At 68.9% G+C, this 23,212-nt stretch carries 22 protein-coding genes; 14 read left to right on the plus strand and 8 right to left on the minus strand.

Features of this window, described 5'->3' with window-relative positions:
- Positions 1-65 precede the first annotated feature (65 nt).
- Both K340_RS0116080 and K340_RS0116085 read left to right on the plus strand, forming a co-directional pair.
- Positions 66-1,109, plus strand: coding sequence for a 4-(cytidine 5'-diphospho)-2-C-methyl-D-erythritol kinase (locus tag K340_RS0116080; protein WP_084614528.1), 1,044 nt, complete (start codon positions 66-68; stop codon positions 1,107-1,109).
- A complete protein-coding gene (locus K340_RS0116085) occupies positions 1,109-2,953 on the plus strand; it encodes an ABC-F family ATP-binding cassette domain-containing protein (protein WP_029137465.1) in 1,845 nt (614 codons plus the stop codon). The genes K340_RS0116080 and K340_RS0116085 overlap by 1 nt, the downstream gene beginning before the upstream one ends.
- A 90-nt stretch (positions 2,954-3,043) precedes the next feature.
- Here the strand turns inward: K340_RS0116085 and K340_RS0116090 are convergent, their stop codons facing one another.
- Positions 3,044-3,739 carry a tyrosine-protein phosphatase gene (locus tag K340_RS0116090; protein WP_029137466.1) on the minus strand — a complete coding sequence of 232 codons (696 nt, stop codon included), beginning with the start codon at positions 3,737-3,739 and terminating at the stop codon, positions 3,044-3,046.
- A 108-nt stretch (positions 3,740-3,847) separates the two neighbouring features.
- On the opposite strand from K340_RS0116090, the gene K340_RS0116095 reads away from it, so the two are divergent.
- The 3 genes from K340_RS0116095 to K340_RS0116105 all read left to right on the plus strand — a co-directional run bounded on the left by K340_RS0116095 (position 3,848) and on the right by K340_RS0116105 (position 8,365).
- Positions 3,848-4,750, plus strand: a complete 903-nt coding sequence (locus tag K340_RS0116095) for a LysR family transcriptional regulator (RefSeq protein ID WP_029137467.1) — start codon at positions 3,848-3,850, stop codon at positions 4,748-4,750.
- Between the two features lie 112 nt (positions 4,751-4,862).
- The gene (gene dmpI, locus K340_RS0116100; protein ID WP_029137468.1) at positions 4,863-5,045 is read left to right on the plus strand and encodes a 4-oxalocrotonate tautomerase DmpI; all 183 of its coding nucleotides are present in this window, start codon (positions 4,863-4,865) and stop codon (positions 5,043-5,045) included.
- Positions 5,046-5,194: 149 nt separating this feature from the next.
- The gene (locus K340_RS0116105) at positions 5,195-8,365 is read left to right on the plus strand and encodes a GH92 family glycosyl hydrolase (protein WP_211229476.1); all 3,171 of its coding nucleotides are present in this window, start codon (positions 5,195-5,197) and stop codon (positions 8,363-8,365) included.
- On the opposite strand, the gene K340_RS0116110 is transcribed toward K340_RS0116105, so the two are convergent.
- Positions 8,320-9,813, minus strand: a complete 1,494-nt coding sequence (locus K340_RS0116110; protein ID WP_154674297.1) for an MFS transporter — start codon at positions 9,811-9,813, stop codon at positions 8,320-8,322. The two genes, K340_RS0116105 and K340_RS0116110, sit on opposite strands and share 46 nt — an antisense overlap.
- 111 nt (positions 9,814-9,924) lie before the next feature.
- Here K340_RS0116110 and K340_RS34425 point away from each other — a divergent pair, with 111 nt between their 5' ends.
- On the plus strand, positions 9,925-10,686 hold the full coding sequence (locus K340_RS34425; protein WP_051266531.1) for a TetR/AcrR family transcriptional regulator: 762 nt from the start codon (positions 9,925-9,927) through the stop codon (positions 10,684-10,686).
- 51 nt (positions 10,687-10,737) lie between these two features.
- Here the strand turns inward: K340_RS34425 and K340_RS0116120 are convergent, their stop codons facing one another.
- Positions 10,738-11,460: an alpha/beta fold hydrolase gene (locus tag K340_RS0116120; protein WP_029137471.1), complete on the minus strand. Its 723-nt coding sequence runs from the start codon at positions 11,458-11,460 to the stop codon at positions 10,738-10,740.
- Between the two features lie 145 nt (positions 11,461-11,605).
- On the minus strand, positions 11,606-12,298 hold the full coding sequence (locus tag K340_RS0116125) for an alpha/beta fold hydrolase (RefSeq protein WP_029137472.1): 693 nt from the start codon (positions 12,296-12,298) through the stop codon (positions 11,606-11,608).
- Positions 12,299-12,355: 57 nt separating this feature from the next.
- Between K340_RS0116125 and K340_RS0116130 the strand changes: the two genes are divergently transcribed.
- Positions 12,356-12,937, plus strand: coding sequence for an ArsR/SmtB family transcription factor (locus K340_RS0116130; protein ID WP_029137473.1), 582 nt, complete (start codon positions 12,356-12,358; stop codon positions 12,935-12,937).
- A gap of 61 nt (positions 12,938-12,998) precedes the next feature.
- Here K340_RS0116130 and K340_RS30675 read toward each other — a convergent pair whose 3' ends face one another.
- The gene (locus K340_RS30675) at positions 12,999-13,796 is read right to left on the minus strand and encodes a DinB family protein (RefSeq protein WP_051266533.1); all 798 of its coding nucleotides are present in this window, start codon (positions 13,794-13,796) and stop codon (positions 12,999-13,001) included.
- Between the two features lie 183 nt (positions 13,797-13,979).
- Here K340_RS30675 and K340_RS0116140 point away from each other — a divergent pair, with 183 nt between their 5' ends.
- Positions 13,980-14,699 (plus strand): SDR family NAD(P)-dependent oxidoreductase, encoded by a 720-nt coding sequence (locus K340_RS0116140; RefSeq protein ID WP_029137474.1) that lies wholly within the window; start codon positions 13,980-13,982, stop codon positions 14,697-14,699.
- Positions 14,700-14,753: 54 nt separating this feature from the next.
- On the opposite strand, the gene K340_RS35240 is transcribed toward K340_RS0116140, so the two are convergent.
- A complete protein-coding gene (locus K340_RS35240; RefSeq protein ID WP_245599587.1) occupies positions 14,754-15,182 on the minus strand; it encodes a Uma2 family endonuclease in 429 nt (142 codons plus the stop codon).
- A 105-nt stretch (positions 15,183-15,287) separates the two neighbouring features.
- On the opposite strand from K340_RS35240, the gene K340_RS36705 reads away from it, so the two are divergent.
- From K340_RS36705 to K340_RS0116175, 6 genes are all read left to right on the plus strand, one after another.
- Positions 15,288-15,545, plus strand: a complete 258-nt coding sequence (locus K340_RS36705) for a hypothetical protein (protein ID WP_211229477.1) — start codon at positions 15,288-15,290, stop codon at positions 15,543-15,545.
- Between the two features lie 90 nt (positions 15,546-15,635).
- On the plus strand, positions 15,636-16,340 hold the full coding sequence (locus K340_RS0116155; protein ID WP_029137476.1) for a DUF4232 domain-containing protein: 705 nt from the start codon (positions 15,636-15,638) through the stop codon (positions 16,338-16,340).
- 185 nt (positions 16,341-16,525) lie between these two features.
- On the plus strand, positions 16,526-16,765 hold the full coding sequence (locus tag K340_RS0116160; RefSeq protein ID WP_154674298.1) for a hypothetical protein: 240 nt from the start codon (positions 16,526-16,528) through the stop codon (positions 16,763-16,765).
- Positions 16,766-16,925: 160 nt separating this feature from the next.
- Positions 16,926-19,331: an endopeptidase La gene (gene lon / locus K340_RS0116165; protein WP_029137478.1), complete on the plus strand. Its 2,406-nt coding sequence runs from the start codon at positions 16,926-16,928 to the stop codon at positions 19,329-19,331.
- Positions 19,332-19,534: 203 nt separating this feature from the next.
- On the plus strand, positions 19,535-19,978 hold the full coding sequence (locus K340_RS30680; protein ID WP_211229478.1) for a MarR family winged helix-turn-helix transcriptional regulator: 444 nt from the start codon (positions 19,535-19,537) through the stop codon (positions 19,976-19,978).
- A 20-nt stretch (positions 19,979-19,998) separates the two neighbouring features.
- The gene (locus tag K340_RS0116175; protein ID WP_029137479.1) at positions 19,999-20,967 is read left to right on the plus strand and encodes a zinc-binding alcohol dehydrogenase family protein; all 969 of its coding nucleotides are present in this window, start codon (positions 19,999-20,001) and stop codon (positions 20,965-20,967) included.
- Between the two features lie 103 nt (positions 20,968-21,070).
- On the opposite strand, the gene mctP is transcribed toward K340_RS0116175, so the two are convergent.
- Together mctP and K340_RS0116185 are read right to left on the minus strand one after the other, a co-directional pair.
- Positions 21,071-22,732 carry a monocarboxylate uptake permease MctP gene (gene mctP / locus K340_RS0116180; RefSeq protein WP_029137480.1) on the minus strand — a complete coding sequence of 554 codons (1,662 nt, stop codon included), beginning with the start codon at positions 22,730-22,732 and terminating at the stop codon, positions 21,071-21,073.
- Positions 22,729-22,974: a DUF3311 domain-containing protein gene (locus K340_RS0116185; RefSeq protein WP_029137481.1), complete on the minus strand. Its 246-nt coding sequence runs from the start codon at positions 22,972-22,974 to the stop codon at positions 22,729-22,731. Before K340_RS0116185 ends, mctP begins: the two co-directional genes overlap by 4 nt.
- Positions 22,975-23,212 lie beyond the last annotated feature (238 nt).

A 23,212-nucleotide genomic window follows, 5' to 3' on the forward strand; every position in this document is an offset into this window, starting at 1 on the left:
CCGATGCGGGCGAATGTTGACACAGGTCGGGGCGCCTGTGCGAGGGACGAGCGGCAGGGGGCCCGATGACGGACGGCACGTTCCGGCCGCGGCTGGCCAGTACCACCTCGGACCCGTCCGCCGGCGGGCCCGGCCGGCGCCGGTCCAGGCGGGGATCCGGTGGACCGCAGCGGCCGCGCGACGACCGGGCACCGGTGCGGGTCCGGGTGCCGGCCAAGATCAACCTGGCGCTGGCCGTCGGTGACCTGCGCGAGGACGGCTTCCACGAACTGAGCACCGTCTTTCACGCGGTCGACCTCTACGACGAGCTGACGGTGCGGCCGGCCGCCCGCTGGTCGGTGCGCACCAATGGCTACGGGACGGTGCCGGCCGGACTGAACAACCTGGCCGGCAAGGCCGCCCGGCAGTTGCAGGCCACCCTGCGCGAGCACGGGGTGTACGGCGTGCAGGACGGACCGGTGGCCATCGAGATCGACAAGCAGATTCCGGTGGCCGGCGGGATGGCCGGCGGCAGCGCGGACGCGGCGGCCGCGCTGGTGGCGTGCAACCAGCTCTGGGATGCCCAGCTCACCCCGCGGGATCTGGCCGAGATCGGGCAGCAGATCGGCTCCGACGTGCCGTTCGCGCTGCTCGGCGGCACCGCCGTCGGCGCCGGTCGTGGCGAGCTGCTGTCGCCGGTGCTCACCAGGATGACCCTGCACTGGGTGCTGGCCCTGGCCGACGAGGGGCTGTCCACCCCGGAGGTGTTCGGCGAACTGGACCGGCTGCGTGCGGCCGGCCGGCCGCTGCGCGCCGGCTCCGTCGACGAGATGATCGGCGCGCTGCGATCAGGTGACGTGAATGACGTCGCCGCCGCATTGGGCAACGATCTGCAGGCGGCCGCCATTTCGTTGAATCCGGGGCTGCGGCGCACCGTCAGGGCCGGTACCGATGCCGGAGCGCTGGGTGCGGTGGTCTCCGGATCCGGCCCGACCGTCGCGCTGCTGTGCACGGACGCCCGGCATGCCGGCGAAGTCGCGGCACAGCTGGCCGGCACCGGCACCTGTCGCGCGGTCCGGGTGGCCACCGGCCCGGTTCCCGGCGCCCGGATCATGAACGGCATCGGCTGATGCCCCCGATCGTCAACTTGGAGAATGTCGGCGTCACCCGGGGCGTCACCCGGTTGTTCGGGTCGGTGTCGCTGGGCGTGCAGGACGGCGACCGGATCGGCGTCCTCGGGCTCAACGGATCCGGCAAGTCGACGCTGATGGCCGTGCTCGGCGGCCGGCTGGAACCGGACTCCGGCCGGATCGCGGTGACCCGCGGTACCCGGATCGAGATGGTCGACCAGGCAGCGGATCTCGACCCGACGGCCACCGTCCGGGACGTCGCGCTGCACACCTTCAGCAGCGGCGCCGACCACCACTGGGCGTCGGACTCGGCGGTCCGTGGCGTGCTGACCGGTCTGGGGCTGGGCAATATCGGCCTGGACACCGTGCTGGGCGGGCTGTCCGGCGGCGAGCAGCGCCGGGTGATGCTGGCCGCTGCGCTGGTGACCGACGCCGATCTGCTGATCCTGGACGAGCCGACCAACCACCTGGACATCGAGGGAATCAGTTGGCTGGCAGAGCATCTGCTGGCCCGTCGCGGCGCGCTGATCGCGGTGACCCACGATCGCTGGTTCCTCGACGCGGTTGCCACCACCACCTGGGAGGTGGTCGACGAGCGGGTGGAGATCCGCGAGGGCGGCTACTCGGACTGGGTGTTCGCCAGGGCCGAGCGGCTGCGGCTGGCCCAGGCTGCCGAGGAACGCCGACAGAATCTGGCCCGCAAGGAACTCGCCTGGTTGCGGCGAGGTCCGCCGGCCCGCACCTCCAAGCCGCGCTATCGGATCGAGGCGGCCGAGGCGCTGATCGCCGACGTGCCGGAGCCGCGGAACAGCACCGAGCTGCACAGCTTCGCCAGGCGTCGGCTCGGCAAGGACGTGTTCGACGTCGAGAAATTGACGGTGGCGGTCCCTGCCCCGGCCGGCGATCGGGTGCTGCTGGACGACGTGACCTGGCGAATCGGCCCCGGCGACCGGATCGGTGTGGTCGGCGTCAATGGCTCCGGCAAGTCGACCCTGCTGCGGGTACTCACCGACGATCCGGACGACCCCGCGGCCCGCACCCGGGGGCTGGTCCGCGGCGGCACTGTGAAGCGCGGCAAGACCGTGGAGATCGGTTACCTGTCCCAGGACGCGGCCGAGCTGCCGGCCGAACTCCGTCTGCTGGAAGCAGTATCGGAGATCGCCGGCACGGTGAACCTCGGCGGCCGGGACATGACGGCCTCGCAGCTGGCCGAGCGGTTCGGCTTCACCCACGCCCAGCAGTGGACCAGGGTCGGCGAGCTGTCCGGCGGGCAGCGGCGCCGGCTGCAACTGATGCGGATCCTGATGGCCTCGCCGAACGTGCTGATCCTGGACGAGCCGACCAACGACCTGGACACCGACACGCTGACCTCCTTGGAGGACCTGCTCGACGGCTGGCCGGGCACCATGATCGTGGTCTCGCACGACCGATACCTGATCGAGCGGGTCACCGACGACGTCTACGCGCTTTTCGGTGACGGCAGGCTGACCCACCTGCCCGGCGGGGTCGAGGAGTATCTGCGGCGCCGAGCTCTGCAGCCGGTGACGGCGGCGGTGAGCACACCGGCGGGCGGGACGTCGGTTGCCGCCCCGGCGCCGGTCGATGCGGCCGCTCCAACTCGTGACGCCGGCGAGCTGCGGGCGCTGCGCAAGGAGTTGCAGCGGCTGGAGAAGAAGCTGGAATCCCTGCAGCGCAAACAGGATCAGCTGCATGCCCAGCTGGCCGAGGTGGGCGCCGACTACGCCAAGGCCACCGAGCTCAACGGCCAGCTGAGAGCCGCCGCCGACGAACACGCCGACACCGAGCTGGCCTGGCTCGAGGCCGCCGAGCAGCTCGAGGGCTGACGAACCCAAGGCGTAGCAGGGTTGTCCCGCCGGTGGCGTAGCGGGGTTGTCCCGCCGGCGGGACAACCCCGCTACGCCCTGCGGGGGGGGTCAGGTGTGCAGGCGAGCGGCCAGGGTGGCGACCTCGGCGTCGGTCAACCCGTTGTCGCGCAACCAGTCCGCCACCGCGAGTCCGCTCAGGAACCGATCCAGCGCCGCCCGCCGGTCGACGATCTTCGGCGCGAGTTCGGCCTCCGGGTGCCATCTCTCGTGCTGGTGCGACCGGCCACGCAGGTGATCGTTGATGCCGCGGGCCGCCGCTTCGTAGCCATCCAGGATCTGCCCGCGGGGCACGCCGGCCAACTCCTGCAGCATGGCGGCGATCAGTCCGGTGCGGTCCCGGCCGGCGGAACAGTGGATCACCACCGCACCCTCGGCCGCGGCAACGGCCCGGAACGCCGCGGCCACCCGGTCCGGGAACAGCCGCAGGTAGTCGGCATAGCCCTGCGGGTGGTCCAGGTATGGGACCAGGATCCGTTGGTATTCGGGATGATCGGGATCCTCGGTGGCCGCCGGTACCAGCCGGATCTGCTGCAGCACGGCGGGGTCGACCTGCGGGTCGGTGTCGCGTCGGCGCCGCTCGCGGTCCGAGCGCAGGTCGATCACGGTGCGCACGCCGTCCAGGTGCGCCTGCCGCCAGCCCGCGTCGGTCAGCCACTCACGGCGGGCCATTCGGTAGACGTCACCCCCGAGGTGGTGCAGGTTGACGGCGCCGTCCCAATCCGGCGCAATCCAGGCCCGACCCATCCCCCCAGCGTAGCCAGGCCCGTACCGTCGAATGCATCGAGTGGGCGCTGAGAACCCACATCGGGTGCTCTCCGGCGGAACAGATGGTGGATCTGGCAGGATCGTCGGGTGGAGTTGCGGCAGCTGGAGTTCGTGGTGGCGGCCGCCGAGGAGCTGCATTTCGGCCGGGCCGCCGAGCGATTGCGGGTCAGCCAGCCGACCGTCAGTCAGCAGATCGCCCACCTGGAACGCGAACTCGGCACCCCGCTGTTCGACCGGGCCGGCCGTGGGGTGCGGCTGACGAGCGCCGGCGAACGATTCCTGCCGCAGGCCCGCGCCACCCTGGCCGCGGCCGAACACGCGAGATCCGCCGTCGGCCCGCCCGGCGGGCACGGCACCTTGCGGATCGGCACCAGCTCCGGAATGGGGGAGCGGCTGGACCGGGTACTGCTCGCACTGCGGGACGGCGACCCGCCGCTGGAGACCGAGCTGGTCAGCACCTCCACCCGGTCGAGACTGGATCGGGTCCGCACCGGACGGTTGGACGCGGCCTTCGTCCGCGGCGACGTCGGCAATGCCGCGGGCCTCGAGCTGCTTCAGGTGTGGGACGACCAGCTCCTGGTGGCCCTGCCGGCGGGCTCGGCCGCCGCCCGGCCACCCCGGGTCGAGCTGTCCGCGCTGGCCGGATATGCCCTGCAGCTGGTGCCGCGCTCGGTCAACCCGCCGCTCGTCGATCTAGTGCTGACTGCCTGCGCCACAGCGGGTTTCGAACCGCTGATGAGCTCCGGCGAGCACTCCCTGCAGAACACCCTGGCCCAGATCGGCAGCGGCGCCCAGCACTGGACGGTGATCTTCGCCGCGCACGCCGCCACCATGCGGGTCCCGCAGGTGGCCTTCCGCCGGGTGAGTCCGGAGCTGCTGTTGACGACCTGGCTGGCCGTGCGGGCGGACGCCACCTCACGGAGCATGGCGCCGCTGCTGCGGGCCTGCGCGCAGGCGGCCAGGGAGCTCCGGACCGATTCGGAATCCTGATCGCCGTCATCGGTGAATCGGGCTGGCTCCCGGTCGGGCGGCGCGGTGCACTGGGTGGGTCGCCGACCGGCGACGACCGTCAGACAGTAGTTCGTCAGACCAGGAGGCACCCATGCCCACCATCACCATCCAACAGGGACCGCGCACCGTCGAGCTCAAGCGGGAGCTGGTCAAGAACGTCACCAACGCGTTCGTCGACACCCTCGGCGTGCCCGCCGACAGCGTGCAGATCTGGATCCAGGAGACCACGCCGGACAGCTGGGGCCAGGGCGGCCGGCTGACCGCCGACAAGTAGCCGCCGACACCCGCGACATGCACCAGGGGTGTGGCCGGTGCCCACTCTTGGTGCAGTACGCGGAGTACCGGGGTCTTGACCAACGGGACCGGGGCGTGTTTGCTGACGACGACCTATCTGACATCGTTGTCACGCTCTGGGAGGACCTGATGGCCGGTCGACGCACCATGCTGACCACCGCTGCTGCCGCGTTGTTGCTGGTCACCGCGCCGGCAACGGCCGGGGCCAGTGCATCGCCCGAGTCGGGTCCGCCGCCCGGGGCGGCCGTAGCCGGGGCAACGGCGGCCGGCGCGGTGGTCGCCGACCCCACCCGGTACGTCGACCCGATGATCGGCACCGGCCGGGGCGGAGGCACCGTCGGCGAGATCAACAACTTTCCCGGAGTGTCGACACCGCTGGGCATGATGCAGTTCAGCCCGGACACCGTCGGCTCGTACGCCGGCTACCAGTACCACAGCGACCAGCTGCGCGGCTTCAGCCTGAACCACGCCTCGGTCGGTTGCACGGCCTTCGGTGACGTGCCGATCCTGCCTATCACCGGCCAGGTGACCGATCCGGCGAACCGCTCCGAGCACTTCGGTCACGACGACGAGCACGCCGAACTCGGCTCGTATGCCGTGCACCTCAACGACTCCGACGTGGACGCAAGGATCACCGCGAGCACCAGGACCGGCCTGGCGACGTTCGGCTACCCGGCCGGCAGCACCGCCCAGGTGCTGGTCAAGTCCGGGTCGAGCCTGTCCGGCAGCCGGGCCGCCGACGTCACCGTGACCGGCGACCGGGAGGTGTCCGGATCCAGTACCACCGGCGGCTTCTGCGGCAACGGCAACCAATACACGGTCTACTTCGACATCGTCTTCGACCGGCCGTTCAGCGCGCACGGCACCTGGCAGGGCGGGGCGGTGACGGCCGGCAGCGACACCGCGACCGGCCGCAACTCCGGCGCCTACCTCACCTTCGACACCACGGACGACACCGCGGTGACGGCGAAGGTCGCGATGTCCTACGTCAGCGTCGCCGGCGCCAAGAAGAACATGGCCGCCGAGATCTCCGGGTTCGACCTGGACGCGACGGCCGCGCAAACCAGGGCCGAGTGGAGAGCGCTGCTGACGAAGATCGGAGTCGGCGGCGGCACCGACTCCCAGCTCACCAGTTTCTACACCGCGCTGTACCACGGGCTGTTGCACCCCAACACCTTCAACGACGTCGACGGCCGCTATATCGGGTTCGACAACGAGATCCACGACATCCCGGCCGGGCACACCCAGTACGCCACCTTCTCCGACTGGGACACCTACCGCTCGCTGATCCCGTTGCAGGCCATGCTGTTACCGAAGGAAGCCGGCGACATGGGTAACTCGCTGCTGCGGGATGCGCAACAGCAGGGCGACTGGTGGCCGCGCTGGCCACTGGCCAACGGCACCACCTCGCAGATGAACGGCGACAACTCGGTCGCGGTGTTCGCCAACCTGTCGGCGTTCGGCGCGCAAGGGCTGGACATCGAGTCGGCGCTGCCCATCATGGTCAAGGGCGCCACCAGGTCCGAGACGATCGGCTGGGGCTGGCGGGAGCGCCCCGGCGTCGAGGACTACGTGCGGCTCGGCTACGCGCCGAACAATGCCGACTCCAAGGGTGATCACGGCCGGCAGGGTGCCTCGGAGACCCTGGAGTGGGCAATCGACGACTTCGGCATCGCCCAATTGGCGGCGAAGGTCGGCCGGCACGACCTGGCCGCCGAGTTCACTGCCCGGTCGCAGAACTGGCAGAACATCTTCAACCCGGCCACCGGCTACCTGCAGCCGCGGGATGACGACGGTGCCTACCCGGCGGGGCCGGCCTTCGTCACCCCGCCGGCCGGCGCGTTCGGGCAGGACGGGTATGACGAGGGCAATGCCGCGCAGTACAACTGGTTGGTGCCGCAGAACATGGCCGGCCTGATCGCCGTGATGGGCGGCAAAGCGGCTGCGGCCAAACGACTCGACACCTTCTTCCGCCAGATCAACGACGGGCCGAACGTGCCGTACATGTGGGCCGGCAACGAGGTCGACTTCGGTGTGCCCTGGGTCTACAACTATCTCGGACAGCCGGCCAAGACGCAGGATGCCGTGCGCCGGCTGCAGACCCAGCTGTACAGCCCGACCCCGGACGGTGCTCCTGGCAACGACGACCTCGGGGCGCAGTCGTCGTGGTATGTCTGGGCCGCGCTCGGCATGTACCCGGTGACGCCCGGCCGGCCGGACCTGTCGTTGAACACGCCGATGTTCAGCACCGCTGTCATCTCGCTGGGCAACGGCAAGACGCTGACGGTCAACACCCCGCGGGCCGGGACCGCCGACCACTACATCTCCAGGACCGCGGTGAACGGCGCCAACAGCACCAGTACCGCCTTGCCGCCGTCCATCCTGCAGACCGGCGGGACCGTGGACGTCACCCTCGCCGCGACACCCGGGAAGGCCGGCAAGGCCTGGGGGACCAGGCCGAAGGATGCACCGCCGTCATACTCCGATGCCCAGGTCGCGGCGATCGGCTTCACCGATCCGACCGGGACGCTGACCGTCCCCACCGGGTCGGTCAAGGAGATCCTGGTCGGCGCGGCCGGCACCGGCCTTGGGCAGAAGCGGGTGACGTGGAAGGCGACGGCGCCGGCCGGCGTCACTGTGTCGCCGAGTAGCGGGCTGGTCATCGCACCATCCGTGGGTCAACGTGCATCGGTCGTGCGGATCAGTGTCGATCCCGGTGCCAGGTCGGACTTCCGGGCCGTCGATTTCAGCTTCGCCACCAAGGTCGGCGGAAAGACGCAGCAGTTGCCGACCACCACGGTGGTCGTGGTGAACCCGGGGAAGGACGACACCGCCAAGGCCTGCATCACCCTCGGCGGGCAGAACCAGCCGGCCGGGCTCGAACAGGTCGAGAACGACGACGGCGTCACCACCGGGGTGACCATCGGCGGGCGCCCGGCCCGGGCGACGGTCGGTGAGCGGTCGAACTACATGTACTTCGATCTGGACGACCGGCTGATACCGGGAGGCAGCTACTCCGCGACCGTCGAGGTGAGCTACTTCGACCACGGCACCGGAAGCTGGCTCCTGCAATACGATTCGGCCCAGCCGGACGAGGCCTACCACAGCACCGGATCGGTGACCAGGACGAACACCGACACCTGGAAGACCGCGACCTTCACCTTGAACGGTGCGGCCTTCCGTAGCCGGGAGAACGTGCACTCCGACTTCCGATTGCAGATCGGACCCGACCAGGCGATCGGCGACGTCAGCGTTCAGGCCAGCGGCGCCGGGTTGCTGGCGATGGACATGTGCGGCTGAGCTGCGGACATTTGCTGCACCGACCCGGCCGGCAACCTGAGCGCAACGGCGGCGGCGATCGCCATCACCGCTGCCCCGATCGCGAACACCAGGTCGATGGCGTGCATCACCGACGCGGCGGCCCCGGCGACCCCGACGACCGTCACGAAGATCGCCCCGAAAACAGCTGCCCCGACGGAGGTGCCGACGGACTCGACGAACCGGATTCCGGTGGTGGCCATGCCGAGATCGGCCCTGTGCACCGACGACTGGACGATGATCACCTCGTTGCCGATGCAGATGCCGATGCTCGCGCCCAGCAGGAACAGCAGCGAGCCGATCAGCCACCAGGGACTGTGCACGGTCAGCATGGCCAGCCCGACCATGGTGACCGCGGTGAGCGCCGTACCGGCGATGATCGACAGCCGCAACGGACGATGGTGTTTGATCAACAGGGCGCCGATCAGACCGCCGAGGCCGAGGCCCAGTGCCTCCGGGATCATCGCCACGCCGGTACCGATCGGCGACAGCCCGTGCACCACCTGTAGTTCGATCACCAGGTACACCGTGCCGGCGGCCAGTCCCAGACCGGTGGCGACCTGCAACAGGGTCACCACCCGCAGCACCGGATGACGCAGCAGTCGCGGCGGGAAGAACGGCGCGGGTGAGCGGCGCTGTCGGCGGGCGAAGGCGAAGCCGAGCAACAGCACGGCCACCAGCAGGCCCAGAATCGGTGCGGACCACCAGGAATACCGCTGGCCGCCCCATTCGCAGACCAACAGCAGCAGGGCGGCCGCGCCGCCGATCAGCAGCCCACTGAGGACATCGATCCGTTCCCTCGTCGGCACAAAGCTGACCCGCAGGAAGCGGGCCATGGCCAGCCAGGCAACCAATCCCAGCGGCAGGTTGACGAAGAAGATCCAGCGCCAGCCCAGGTGTGACAGGAGCAGGCCGCCGACCAGCGGGGCGATCACCAGCCCGAAACCGACCAGCAGCCCGGCGATGGCGTTGCCGTTGGTGCCGGCCGAGCTGTCCGGGTCCTCGGCGCGCAGGTGCCCGAACACCACCATGGTCACGCTCAGCAGCCCGCCGCCGCCCAGGCCCTGCACGGCGCGCAGCACGATCAGTTCGGGCATCGAGGTGGCCAGTCCGCAGGCCAGCGAGCCGAGCAGGAACAGGCCGAGCGATCCGAGCATGACCGGCCGGACCCCGACGATGTCGCTGAGCTTTCCGTACAACGGCTGCACCACCGTGCCGGCCAGCAGGTAGGCCGTCACCAACCACGGCACCTGGGCGGCGCCGCCGACTGCGTGCAGTTCGTCGGCGATCGGCACCGCGGCGCTGGTGACGATGTTCGTGTCCAGGATGGCGATCAGCAGGACCGCCATCCCGGCAATCGTCACCGCGGTCTGGGCGAACCGACTCATGCCGGGCGGTACACGCGACGCGGTGGGAACGGCTGAGGTCATGACGGTGGGCTCCTTCAAGATTAGGTTGGTCGAGATCAAAAATAGACCGAACCTAGAAATATGACAAGTCGATAATTAGGTCGACTACGGACAGCGGCTAAGCTGAGTGCCATGTCAAGCCAGGCCGGCCTGCGGGAGCGCAAGAAGGACCAGACCCGCCGGCGGATCGCCACCACCGCGATCGGGCTGTTTCTGGAGCGCGGGTTCGAGGCGGTTTCGGTGGCGGATGTGGCGGCGGCGGCGGACGTCTCGAAGATGACGGTGTTCAACTACTTCCCGGCGAAGGAGGATCTGTTCTTCGGCGCGGGCGCCACCATTTACCCGGATCTGGCCGACGCGGTCCGGGACCGGGAGCCGGAAACCAACCCGATCGAGGCGATCCGCGAGTTCGTCCGATCGGAGTTGCAGCGTCGTGCCGAGTGGACCGGGCTGCACGACGGGGTCGCGCCGTTCGCCAGGATGCTGCTGGGCAGCCCGGCGCTGACCACCGCGCTCGAGGGCCGGATGAGCGCGATGCGGGAGAACCTGGTGGCCGCCCTCGAGGAGGCAGCCGGATTCTCGCCCGCGCACCACACCGGCGACTGGGTGGAACAGGCGCTGCGGTCGGACGCCGCCGGCGGCGCATCGTCCTCGGACGAGCCGGATCTCGGTGAGCTGACGGCGGATCGATTGATCCCGAGAATGGTTGCCGAGCAGACCTTCGCGGTGATCCAGACATTGATGATGGCGAACCTGCTGCGCCAGGTCGCCGGGATCAACGCGGACGCATCGGCATCGGAAGCGTTGCGCACGTTGGACATCGGCTTCGACCTGCTGGCCGGTGGGCTGGCTGACTTCCCGGCGATCTCGTTCCCGGCGAAATCGGCGGACTGAGCTCGAGCGGAAGGTCGTTGTGCGGTCCGGCCGGGTCGGCGGGCCGGACCGTCAGCCGGTCAGGAAGGCCAGCGTCAGCTCGGTGAACATCTTCGGGTCGGCGGCCCAGACCCGGTGTCCCACACCGACACTGATGCGTTTGGAATCAGGTACGGCCGCGGACAGGCCGTCCAGGTCGACCCCGTTACCGGCGCTGCCGTTGCCGCCGTCGACGATCAGGGTCGGGGCGGTGACGCCGGAAAGCCGGTCCCACCAGGCCGGGTCCGCGGTGCGCAGTTGCTCGAGCACGGAGTGCATCTGCCCGAGACCGTGCCGGCCCTGCCGCAGCACGGTGAATGCGCCCCTGGCCCGTTGCGTGGTGCCGACAACGGTGGCCGGCGCCCGGCCGGCGCGCGGCGGCACCAGCGGTTCGACCAGCATCAGCTTGCGGACCCGATCGCCGAACAACGCCGCAACGCTGAGCGCAAGGTAGCCGCCGTAGTCGACGGCGACGATGTCGACCGGGTCCCTGGTCACCTCGTCGAGCGCGGCCGCCACCCGCCGGGCGCAGCCGTCCAGCGACGACCCCGGCACCGCCTCGCTGCGCCCGTGCCCGGGCAGGTCGAGGGCGACGGCCTCGCGTCCGGCGGCCACCAGGTGCGGCACGACGGGCGCGAAGCAGCGCGCCGACCCGGCCAGCTCGTGCAGCATCAACACCGGAGTTCCGACCCCGGTGGAGTGCAACCGCATATCTCGTTCGTCGACGACAAAATCCCGTACCACGCTGTACGCCATGACGTCATCTTGCCTGATGGGATCGGTCCGCGGGACGGCGCAACGGCGCGCGGAACCGTCCAGGTTGGACGTCTGCGCTGGTGGATCGGCGATTTTGCGCGCGGAACTGTCCAGGTTGGAGGCCTGCGCTGGTGAGCCCCGACCGCTAACGCGCGACTTCGGCCAGAATCAGCTCGGCCAGCTTGTCCGGAACCGTGATCTGCGGCCAGTGGCCGGAATCGATGTCGACCATGCTCAGATCGGTCGCCCTGGCCAGTTCCGGGACGTCGCCGTGGTCGAGCCAGGCCCGCAAGTCCTCGGGGGAGTACTCCGGACAGACCGCGGTGGCCGGGATGTCGATCCGCCGGTCGTTCGTCAGCCGGACCGTTCCCGCCAGCACCCCCGCGGGTGACGGGATGAACTCGCCGAGCAGCCGGTCCTTGGTGGCCTCGTCCAGGTCGGCACTGTCCGGGCCCTCGAATTCCGCCCAACCGGGGAACGGTGCGTCAGCCCCGTCGGTCGGGAGGCCGGACATGAAGAGCTCGCCGTCCCGGGCCGGAAATCCGCCGACGTACAGCAGTCGTTTCACCTTGTCCGGCCCGGCGTCGGCCGCGCAGTAGGCGAGGGTGCCGCTGGCCGAGTGGCCGACGACGACGGCCGGGCCGTCAGCCCCGTCCAGCGCCGCGACCACGGCGGCGACGTGATCGTCCAGGGTGATGCCGCTGCGGTCGGCGTCCCTGGACTCCATGCCTGGCAACGTCAATGCCTGCACCCGGTGACCGGCCCGCTCCAGCCGGCGGGTCACCGGATCCCAGGATGGGCCGTTCAGCCACAGGCCGGGGATCAAGACGATGTCCATCGGTACCTCGCTATCAGTTGAGAATTGTCAAACGTTCGGTAACGTTAAACTGATGCGGTGACGGAAGGCAAGGACGGGCTCGACTACGAGCTCGACGAGCGGATGGAGCTCACCACGATCGCCCAGGTCCGGGCGATCGCCGATCCGCTGCGCGAGGCCGTCCTCGACCTGCTGCTGGAGCGGGCCGCGACCATCACCGAACTCGCCACCGCCCTCGGCCGGCCGAAGGGCACCGTCGCTTATCACGTCAAACTGCTGACGGAGGCGGGGATCACCACCGTGGTGCGCACCCGCCGGGTGCGGGCGGTGACGGAGAGCTATTACGGCCGAACCGCCCGGCTGCACTTCGTCGGTGAGTTGAAGGCGCTGGACGAGGCCGGTCGGCCGATCGGCGGCAACTACCTGGTGACGGCGGCCCGCGAGTCCGAGCCGGCACACCTGAACGACGAACTGTCGGCGATCCTGCGCTACGCCAGGATCCCGCGAGTGCAGTTGCGCGAGTTCCGCCGCCGGATGCTCGACCTGGCCGACGAGTTCAGCCGGCTGCCCCGCGGCGGCGAGCAGAGCTACGGCTTCGTCGCCGCGCTGTACCCGACCGAGCACCCGCACCTTCCCGACCCGCAGGACGAACCGGGCTGACGAAACTCGGCTGACGAATCCGGGCTGACGAATCCGGGCTGACGAACGACGACCCGGCGGATCAGTCTCCGTCGACCGCCTCTCCGTCGACCGGAGTCGGTTCAGCCGCCGTTGCTTCCTGGATCACGTCGAGATCCCGTACCGCATAACGGTAGTGGTCCCACTCCTCGCCGAGGATGGTGTGCAGACAGGACAGCACCGTCTCCTGGTACTCGGGGGCGTGCGGGTTCCGGCGGACCGCAGCCAACTCGTCCTGGCTGACGGAGCCCAGGTAGTCGCGCACCATCGCCACCCGATCCGCCCGTGCCTCGAGCACCTCGGAGTACGAGGGCGCGGCAGTGGCGAAGACGGACATGTCGTTTCCGTCGGCCTCGAAGCCTTCGTTCGGCAGCCCGAGCGGGTGGTAGGGCCGGTCGACCTGCAAAATCGCCCGGCCCAGCCAGGTGTCGGTCGCCATGATCAGATGCCGCAACGTCTGGACGAACGACCACTCACCGGCGATCGACACGTCGACCGTGCCCGCCGGCATCGCCGCGACCCGCTCGAGGGCGGCCGCCCAGGTCCCTTCCAGCGCGACCCAGGCCGCGCGTAGGCCGGCGGGGTCGGCGGCGCGCCGTTCGGCGCGGCCAGGGAAGCGGCGGTTGAGCTCGGCGTCGACGTACGGCCGCACATCGATGTCGTTGACCCGAAACGGGTTATCGCCGTCGAAGAGCCATGGTGAGTCGATGTCCGTCCGCTGCAGGTCGACGCCGCGCATCACGACGCCGGACAGGTCGGCTCCGACGAACCGGGCGCCACGCAGGTCCACGTTGACGAACTCCGCTCCCTGCAGATCGTCCGACCGACTGAAGTTGGGCATGGCCGGATTCTCTCACCGCACTCCGGGACCCGGCCACCTCAATCGATCCATCCAATGGAGGCCGGAATCCCCGGCGCGGAAGTGCATCTCACGAAAGACGCGACCGACGCGTCTCCAATGTGTACAGGCACGGCGGCCCTGGGCACGCCGGCCACCCTTTCACCCAGTCGAGGAGTTTGCTTCATGTCGAAAGTCGCTGTCATCACCGGTGCCACCCGCGGGATCGGCGCAGCCACCGCATCCGAATTGGGTAGGCAGGGGTACACCGTTGTGGTGACCGGAAGGGCCCGGGACGCCGTCGACCAAGCGGTCGGGAAGCTGGGTGCGGCGGGAGTCGATGCCAGGGGCGTGGTGCTGGACGTGACCGCACCGAACAGTGTCACCGAGGCGGCGAGGGCGGTCAGCGAGGAGTTCGATCACGTCGACGTGCTGGTCAACAACGCGGGCATCCTCCCCGAGGGCACCGGCCAGGGCGGCGACGTGGTGGCCGCTACCTTCGCCACGAATGCCGTCGGGCCGTTTGCCGTGACCGAGGCGTTCCTGCCGTTGCTGCGCAGGAGTCCGGCCGGCCGCATCGTCAATGTCTCGAGCCGAATGGGCTCGTTGACCGAGCAGGCCGATCCCGCATCGGCGTACTACTCGATGGTCGTGCCTGCCTACCAAGCCTCCAAGGCCGCCCTGAACAGCTACACCATCAGCTTGGCCAAGGCGCTGGCAGCCACCCCCATCGTGGTGACCTCGGTCTGCCCTGGCTTCGTCCAGACGGAGCTCACCCCGGCCAACAAGGACCAGGCGCCGACCACACCCGAGCAGGCCGCCCGGACAGTCGTCGCAGCCGCCACTGCTCCCGCGGGCGCTCCGTCCGGCACGTTCGTCGACGGCGACGGCCCCATCCGCTGGTAGCGGTTGCGCACGCTCGTTGCAGAACGGCTCGGCGAAGTCGTCGCTGCGCTCCGATCAGAATCCGGCCAGGTCGAGATCGACGCCGAACGGCGCGTCGGCGGTGTACCTGCCGGTGGCCGGTGCTTCGACCCGATAGTCCGTGCCCGCCAAGCGGTGTGCGGTGAGGGTGGCCTGGGCATCAATATCGACTATCCAATAGTGGTCGATGCCCGCGTCGGCGTACTCGGCCCGCTTGACGATGCGATCGATGCGGCGGGAGCCGGAGGACACTATCTCGATGATGACGATGAGGTCGGCGGCACGGAGCAGGCCGCCATCGGACCGGACCCGCTGCCGGGCGTCCCGGCCGACGATCACCAGATCGGGCCGGCGGACGGTGCCGGGCGCACCTGGCGGCGCGAGTTGCAGGTCGACGTCGATGTCGGGGATGAGTTCGAAATCAGCCGGAAGCTGTGGCTGCAGCTGCAGGAGCAGGGCGACGATCGCTGCATTGTGGTCGGGTGTCGGGCTCGGGACACGATGAGGCTGCCCTCCATCAACTCGGTGCGCCCGTGCTCGTCCCCGCCCAGTGCGGTGTCATCGTCGACGGTGAGCAGATGCGTGGGTGCCACCGGACTGGCGGCCATGTCCATCACCTTCCCGGACGAGTACGACATCGAGGGTAGCGCCGCCGGCCTGATCAGCGGTCCGGCTGAGTTCGAAGTACGTCGCGGACCCGGTCTGAATTCGATGCTGATGTCTGTCGCGCACTGCACGATGAGTTCGCTCACCACCGCTGTGGCCACCTACCGCTCCGCCGGATTCCGGCCGCTTCCAGAGCGACTGGACCGAACCCGAACCGCATGACCGAGGAGTGCAGAGCGGATCACCCGCGGCGCCGTGATGAATACTGCGTCGGTGACCTGGCCCCCATCAATCCATCGATCCGGGGGGCGCATGGCGGGCCCGGGCGTCAACAGTCGTGCTACCCGATTGGCCTGCCTGGTCGGGCTGGTCCTCGGAGTGCTGTCTGGTTGCGGTATCGGCGCGCAGGCCGGTCAGCGGGCCGCCGAAACCACCGGCTACGCCGTCGAGACGATCGTCATGAGCCAGACGTCGGGCATCGCCGACGGTTCTGACGGGACTGACGGGCAGACCTCGAGCAGGAGTGTCCGTTCGACGCCTCCGATGCCGACCGGATCGTTCCCGGACGTGGCGGACCCGCAGGGCGGCACAGCATGTCAGCCGTCTCAGCTCACCCTGGTCGCCGGCGGGACCGATCACGCGATGATGTACCGACAATTCACGGTCACGGCAACCAATACCGGCGGTGCCGATTGCGTGCTCAAAGGCTTTGCCTCAGTGCAGTTCCGGGGCACCGATGGATCGACATTCTGGGTCGCGGAGAGCCACGACCTAATGCCGGAGCCGGTGCCGAAGAACCCGCTCCCGGTCACCCTGGCCCCTGGCGCGTCGGCCGTCGTGCGGATCGGCTGGAGCGGTACCGGTGCCGTGCACGGCCTCGAGCAAGCCCGCGACGTCATCATGACCGTCACCCGGGGCAGCGCCCCGGCCCCGGTGCAACTCGATCCGATGACCCTGCCGATCGACATCGTCGATGGCGGCACGGTGTTAATCGGTGAGTGGAGCCCGTCCGACTGACGTCGGCACTCCGCGGCAATAGTTGGCCTACCAGCACGGGCAATCGTCGCAGCGTTCGTCACAGACGAGCGGGCCAGTCGATCTCGATCGGGTCGTGATGCAGGCCGATGATCGAGTTTTCGCGCTCGGGGAACCTTGCGTACCGATGTGGCGCTATCCGCCGATGGCGCGTCTACATTTGTGTCATGACCCAAGGCCCCGAGGCTGACGGCGTGGTGTTGAAACTTTCGCCGAGCGAAGCCAGGACGGTTGTCTCAGCGCTCCGGCAATACGAACCATATTGGCCGGCTGACGACGGTCCTCCCCGTGAGCACCTCGCCGCGCTGTCCGAGGAGATCATGGCCCTGCTGGCCAGACTTCGATCGTCGGAGACCGAGGCTGGGCTCACCGCAACCGGGCCGCTGGCCGTCCAGGACTCGGAGTAGCAGGCTCACCACTCGTCGCGCTGTTCGAGCAGCGGACGCCGACACGGTGCCCAGGAACCGGACCGTTCGCCGACAGCAAACACGGCAGCGTCTTGGGAACAACCGGTGCCCCGAATGACTTGAGTCGTGCAGGCTCAACTATTCGAGGAGACCAAGAGACATGACTGAAACTTTGCGTCTGCCGGTGCTGTCGCTGCCCGACACCGTGGTACTTCCCGGCATGGTCGTGCCGGTCGAACTGGACGAACCCGCCCAGGCGGCGGTCGACTCGGCGGTCGCGGCCGCCCCGGAAGGCGAACCGAAGCAGCTTCTGCTGGCCCCCCGGCTGACCGACCGCTATTCCAGCTTCGGCACCGTCGCGACCATCGAAAAGCTCGGCCGGCTGCCCGGCGGGGCGCCGGGCGCGGTGTTGCGCGCCGAGGGGCGCGCCCGGATCGGCACGGGGGTGACGGGGCCCGGATCCGCGCTGTGGGTGGAGGCCGAGCCGGTCGACGACACCGCGACCACCGAGGCCACCAACAAGCTGGCCGTCGAGTACAAGGCGCTGGTCGTCGCCAGCCTGCAGAAGCGCAACGCCTGGCAGATCATCGACACGGTCGAGTCGATCAGCGACCCGTCGCAGCTGGCCGATACCGCCGGTTGGGCCTCGTATTTCACCGTCGAGCAGAAGCGGCAGCTGCTGGAGACACCGGACGTCGACGAGCGGCTCACGGTGCTGATCGAATGGACCCGTGAACACCTGGCCGAGGCCGAGGTGGCCGACAAGATCGGCGAATCGGTCCGCGAGGGCATGGAGAAGTCCCAGCGCGAATTCCTGCTGCGGCAACAGCTTGCGGCCATCCGCAAGGAACTCGGCGAGGGCGAGCCGGAGGGCTCGGACGACTACCGGGCGCGGGTCGAGGCCGCCGATTTGCCGGACAAGGTGCGCGAGGCGGCGATGCGCGAGGTCGGCAAGCTCGAGCGGGCCAGCGACCAGTCTCCGGAGAGCGGCTGGATCCGTACCTGGCTGGACACCGTGCTGGAACTGCCGTGGAACGTCACCACCGAAGACAACGCCGACCTGACCGCGGCCCGCGCCCAGCTGGACGCCGACCACCACGGTCTGGACGACGTGAAGGACCGGATCGTGGAGTACCTGGCGGTCCGGGCGCGTCGGCAGGCCCGTGGGCTGCAGGTGGTCGGCGGCCGCGGATCCGGGGCCGTGCTGGCACTCGCCGGCCCGCCCGGGGTCGGCAAGACCTCGCTTGGTGAGTCGGTGGCGAAGTCGCTGGGCCGCAAGTTCGTCCGGGTCGCCCTCGGCGGCGTGCGGGACGAGGCGGAGATCCGCGGGCACCGGCGCACCTACGTCGGCGCCTTGCCGGGCCGCATCGTCCGGGCCATCTCCGAGGCCGGCTCGATGAACCCGGTGGTGCTGCTGGACGAGGTCGACAAGCTCGGCGCCGACTATCGGGGAGATCCCGCCGCGGCGCTGCTGGAAGTGCTGGACCCGGCGCAGAACCACACCTTCCGGGACCACTACCTGGAAACGGACCTGGACCTGTCCGACGTGCTGTTCCTGGCCACGGCGAACGCCGTGGAGAACATCCCCGGCCCGTTGCTGGACCGGATGGAACTGGTGACCCTCGACGGCTACACCGAGAACGACAAGGTGGCCATCGCGCGCACGCACCTGTGGCCGCGGCAGGCCGAACGGGCGGCTCTGACCACCGACGGGGCTGACGACGACCAGACTCCCGAAGTGACCATCGACGACGAATCGCTGCGGCTGATCGCCACCGAGTACACCCGGGAAGCCGGTGTGCGGCAACTGGAACGCGGTCTGGCGAAGGTGCTGCGGAAGGCGGCCACCAAGTTGGGTGCCGGCGCGCAGTCGCCGATCGCGGTGACTGCGGAGAACCTGAAGGACTTCCTCGGGCGCCCGCGGTTCACCTCCGACGTCGCCGAGCGGACCGCGGTGCCGGGTGTGGCGACCGGACTGGCCGTCACCGGCCTCGGCGGCGATGTGCTGTACATCGAGGCGACCGCCCTGCCGGCCGGCGAGGGGGAGTCCGGGCGCACCGGGCTCAAGCTCACCGGACAGCTGGGCGACGTGATGAAGGAGTCGGCGCAGATCGCTCAGTCGTACCTGCGCTCGCACGCCGAGCAACTGGGCATCGAGCCGTCAGCGGTGGAACGCAGTGTGCATGTGCACGTTCCGGCCGGCGCGGTGCCGAAGGACGGACCGAGCGCCGGCGTCACCATGGTCACGGCGCTCGCGTCGCTCGCCACCGGACGGGCGGTTCGCTCGGACGTCGGGATGACCGGCGAGGTCACCCTGAACGGGCGGGTGCTGCCGATCGGCGGGGTGAAGCAGAAGCTGATGGCGGCCCAGCAGGCCGGCCTGAAGATCGTCTTCATCCCGGCGCGGAACGAACCCGACCTGGACGATGTCCCGGCCGAGGTCCTTGCCGAACTGGACGTCCGGCCGATGACGGACGTCGCCGACATCGTCGCCCAGGCTCTGGAGCCGGCCGCCGAGTCGGCGGCCGAGTCGGTCGGCGTGGAGTCGGCGGTCCACGCGGCCTGAGCCCCACCCGGTTCGCGGGTCCTAGCGTGGTGGACCACCGACACGACCCGAAAACAGCACGGGAGCCCGCGAACCCGGAGGTTCGCGGGCTCCGGTGCTGTCCGGGTGCTGAGCGGGCGGACCGGTTCCGGCCGCCAAGATACGTTCCTGGGAATATAGTTCCTCGGATTGCAGTTGGGCTGGACATGACAGACACGCTGGGGATGACGGAGAACCTGAGGCTGTTCGAAACGCTGGTCCGGATCGAGACCCGCCTGTGGAACCAACTCGACCGCGCGCTCATCGCAGAGCACGGATTCACCCTCGGGCAGGTGGTCGCGCTGCGGCTACTGAAGGCCGCGCCGGGCAGCCGGGTGCAGGACCTGGCCGAGGCCTTGGACATCTCACCGGGAGGTGCCAGCAAGCTGGCCGATCGACTGGTAGGTGCCGGCCTGGTGGACCGGGTCGTCGACGACACGGATCGGCGGGCGAGCCGGCTGCGCCTGAACGAGCAGGGCAGCCGGGTTGTCGAGGCGGGCTCGGCCACCGGTGAGCGATGGCTGCGCGATCGGTTCGGGGTGAGCCTGGGCCGCCACGGTGTCGGCGAGCTGCAATCCCTGCTGACGGCGCTGTCCGAGCAGCAGCGCACCGAGGATGTGCTCGCATGAGTTGCGTCGCGCCGGCCATGATGCGCGCGGTGGTTCTCGACGGTCCGGGCAGCGCCGATGCCCTCGTGGTCCGCCGGCTGCCGATCCCGGATCCGGCGCCCGGCTGGGTGCTCATCCGGGTTCGCGCCTTCGGCCTGAACCGGTCGGAGCTGCACACTCGCCTCGGACTGGCCGAAGGTGTCACCTTTCCACGCGTACCCGGCATCGAGGCGACCGGCGAGGTGGTCGCCTGTCCCGGCGGCGAGTTCGCGGCAGGGCAACGGGTGATGACGATGATGGGCGGAATGGGGCGGACGTTCGACGGCGGGTACGCCGAATACACCTGCGTTCCCGCCGGGCAGGTCACCGCGTTCCGCAGCGATCTGCCCTGGGAGTTGCTCGGCGCCGTGCCGGAGATGCTGCAGACCGCCTACGGGAGCCTGACCACCGGGCTGGACGCACAACCGGGCCAGACCCTTTTCGTCCGCGGCGGAACATCATCTGTCGGGATGGCTGCTGCCGTGCTGGCCAAGCGCCAGGGACTTACCGTGATCTCGACGACCCGGTCGCCGGCGAAAGCCGACCGGCTGCGCGAGATCGGCGTCGACCACGTGCTTGTCGACGACGGGGCCGTCGCCCCTCGACTGCGCGAGATCCTGCCGGCCGGCGCCGACCTGGCGCTCGAGCTCGTCGGCGCACCGACGCTGTCCGACACCTTGCGGACGCTGAAAGTCCACGGCGTCGCGTGCTTCACCGGGATGCTGAGCAACTCCTGGATTGTCGAGAACTTCTATCCGAACGCCTATCTGCCGTCCGGTGTGCGCCTCACGTCATACTCAGGTGGATCCGCCGACCTGCCCGCCGAGGTACTCCGGGACTACCTTGCGGCGGCCGAGCTCGACCGGCGATTGATCCCGCTGGATCGGGTATTCGCCCTCGACCAGATCGCCGAGGCACACGAGTACATGGAGCAGAACAGGGCGACCGGCAAGCTTGTCGTGGTCCCGTGACCCGGCAAAGGTAGGCCGGATCAGCACTGGAGCCCGCGAACCTCGAGGTTCGCGGGCTCCGGTGCGGTATTGGCCCGGTCGCGAGCCGGCGAACCCGACCGGGTCAGTGTGCGGGCGCGATCTCCTTCAGCTCGGCGTCACCCTCGTCGGCGTGGTAGTCGCTGCCGGCGGTGGCGTCAGCCCCGTCCTTGGTCTTGGTTGCCCGCAGGATCACGGTGACGATCACCGCCACCAGCAAGTTGGCGATCAACACCACGAAGCCGACGTAGATCTGCAGCGTCGAGCCCGCCCACGGGTGCCAGCCGAAGATCGACAGCTTGTCCAGAGTCAGCGCCGAGCCACCGAAATGCTGCTTGCCGGAGGCGGGATTCGGAATGCCGTAGAGCAGTAACAGGCCCCAGCCCATGCCGACCACCCAGCCGGCGACCAGCGCCCACGAGTGCAGCCATCGGGTGTACAACGCGATGGCGACCGTTGGCAGTGTCTGCAGAATGATGACGCCGCCGATCAGCTGCAGGTCGATGGAGAACTGTGGGTCGATGAACAGGATGCAGGCGACCGCACCGAGCTTCACTACCAGCGAAGCCCATTTCGCCTGCTTCGCCTCGGATTTCGGTGACGCATCCTTGCGGATGTACTCCTTGTAGATGTTCCGCGTCCACAGGTTGGCCGCTGCGATCGACATGATCGCGGCCGGCACCAGGGCGCCGATCCCGATGGCGGCGAACGCGACTCCGGCGAACCAGTCGGAGAACTCGTTGTGGAACAGCACCGGGACGATGGTGTTGCCGTCGCCCTTGCCGGTGGCCGCGTTGATGATCGGCTTGACGCCGGCCGTGAGCGCTGCATAGCCCAACAACGCCAGCAGGCCCAGCAGGAACGAGTAGGCCGGCAGCGCGATCATGTTCTTCTTCAACACGTTTCGCCCTCTGGAGGCCAGCACGCCGGTCACCGAGTGTGGGTAGAGGAACAACGCCAACGCAGATCCCAGGGCCAGCGTCGCGTACTGCAGCTGGTTGTTGCTGTTCAGCAGAATGCTGCCGGTGCCGGGCTTCCCGGTGGTCGGGTTCGGCGCCGTCAGCTTTTCCTGTGCGGTGTCGAAGATGTGACCCCAACCGCCCAGTTTGCTGGGCAGGTAGATCACCGCGACGATGATCACGATGTAGATCAGGATGTCCTTGACGAACGCGATCAGTGCCGGCGCCCGGAGTCCGGATTTGAACGTGTAGAGAGCAAGCACCAGGAACGCGATGAACAGCGGCAAGTGCCCGGCGATGCCGCCGCCGTTGATCCCGATGGTGCGCAGCACGGCCTCCAACCCCACCAACTGCAGGGCGATGTAGGGCATGGTGGCCACGATGCCGGTGATGGCGATCAGCAGCGCGAGAGTGCGATTGGCGTAACGGCCACGGACGAAATCGGCCGGGGTGACGTAGCCGTGCACCCGGGAGACCGACCACAACCTCAGCACCGGCAGGAACACGATGGGGTAGAGGATCACCGTGTAGGGCAGGGCGAAGAAGCCCATCGCGCCGGCGCCGAACACCAACGCGGGAACCGCGACGAAGGTGTACGCGGTGTACAGGTCGCCGCCGACCAGGAACCAGGTGATCCAGCCGCCGAACTTGCGGCCGCCGAGCCCCCATTCGTCCAAGTGGTCCATCGTGCTGCCGGAACGCCACTTGGCGGCCCAGAAACCCATGCCGGCAACCCCGACGAACAGCACGGTGAAGATGATCAGTTCGGTCCAGTTGATGTTGCTCATCGGGTTGCCCCGTTCTCGTCGGTGTTGACATCCGCACGCGGCCGACCCTTGTGCTTGGTCGTCGCGTAGACGATCCAGACGCAGGCGACACCGACGAAGACATAAACGAACTGGAACCAGTAGAAGAAAGGCATCCCGAACAGCCGCGGTGAATCCTTGTTGTACCAAACGGTGATCAGCATCAGCAGCGGAACCAGCAGGAGCAGGTTCCAGGGGCTGAAGCGAAGATCGCTCCCACCCACTCCCTTGGGGCCACCCTCGTCGACGGGGTGGCGCAGTGGGTCGGGTTCGAACTCCTCCGGGTCGGTCGTCATGTCGGACCTTTCTCGTGGCGGATGTGCAACCTGAAAACTGTAGTTCCATGTGAGACGCATGTGAAGGATGTGACAGTTGCGAGTTGATATCGCGCATGCTCAGCGCGGGTGGCTGAAGGCGCCGAGTTGGAGCGTCCGTCCTCGCCGGGGCCGGTGCAATGAGAGT

This window comes from Nakamurella lactea DSM 19367 (genome assembly GCF_000426645.1).
In the GTDB taxonomy this organism is placed as follows: domain Bacteria; phylum Actinomycetota; class Actinomycetes; order Mycobacteriales; family Nakamurellaceae; genus Nakamurella; species Nakamurella lactea.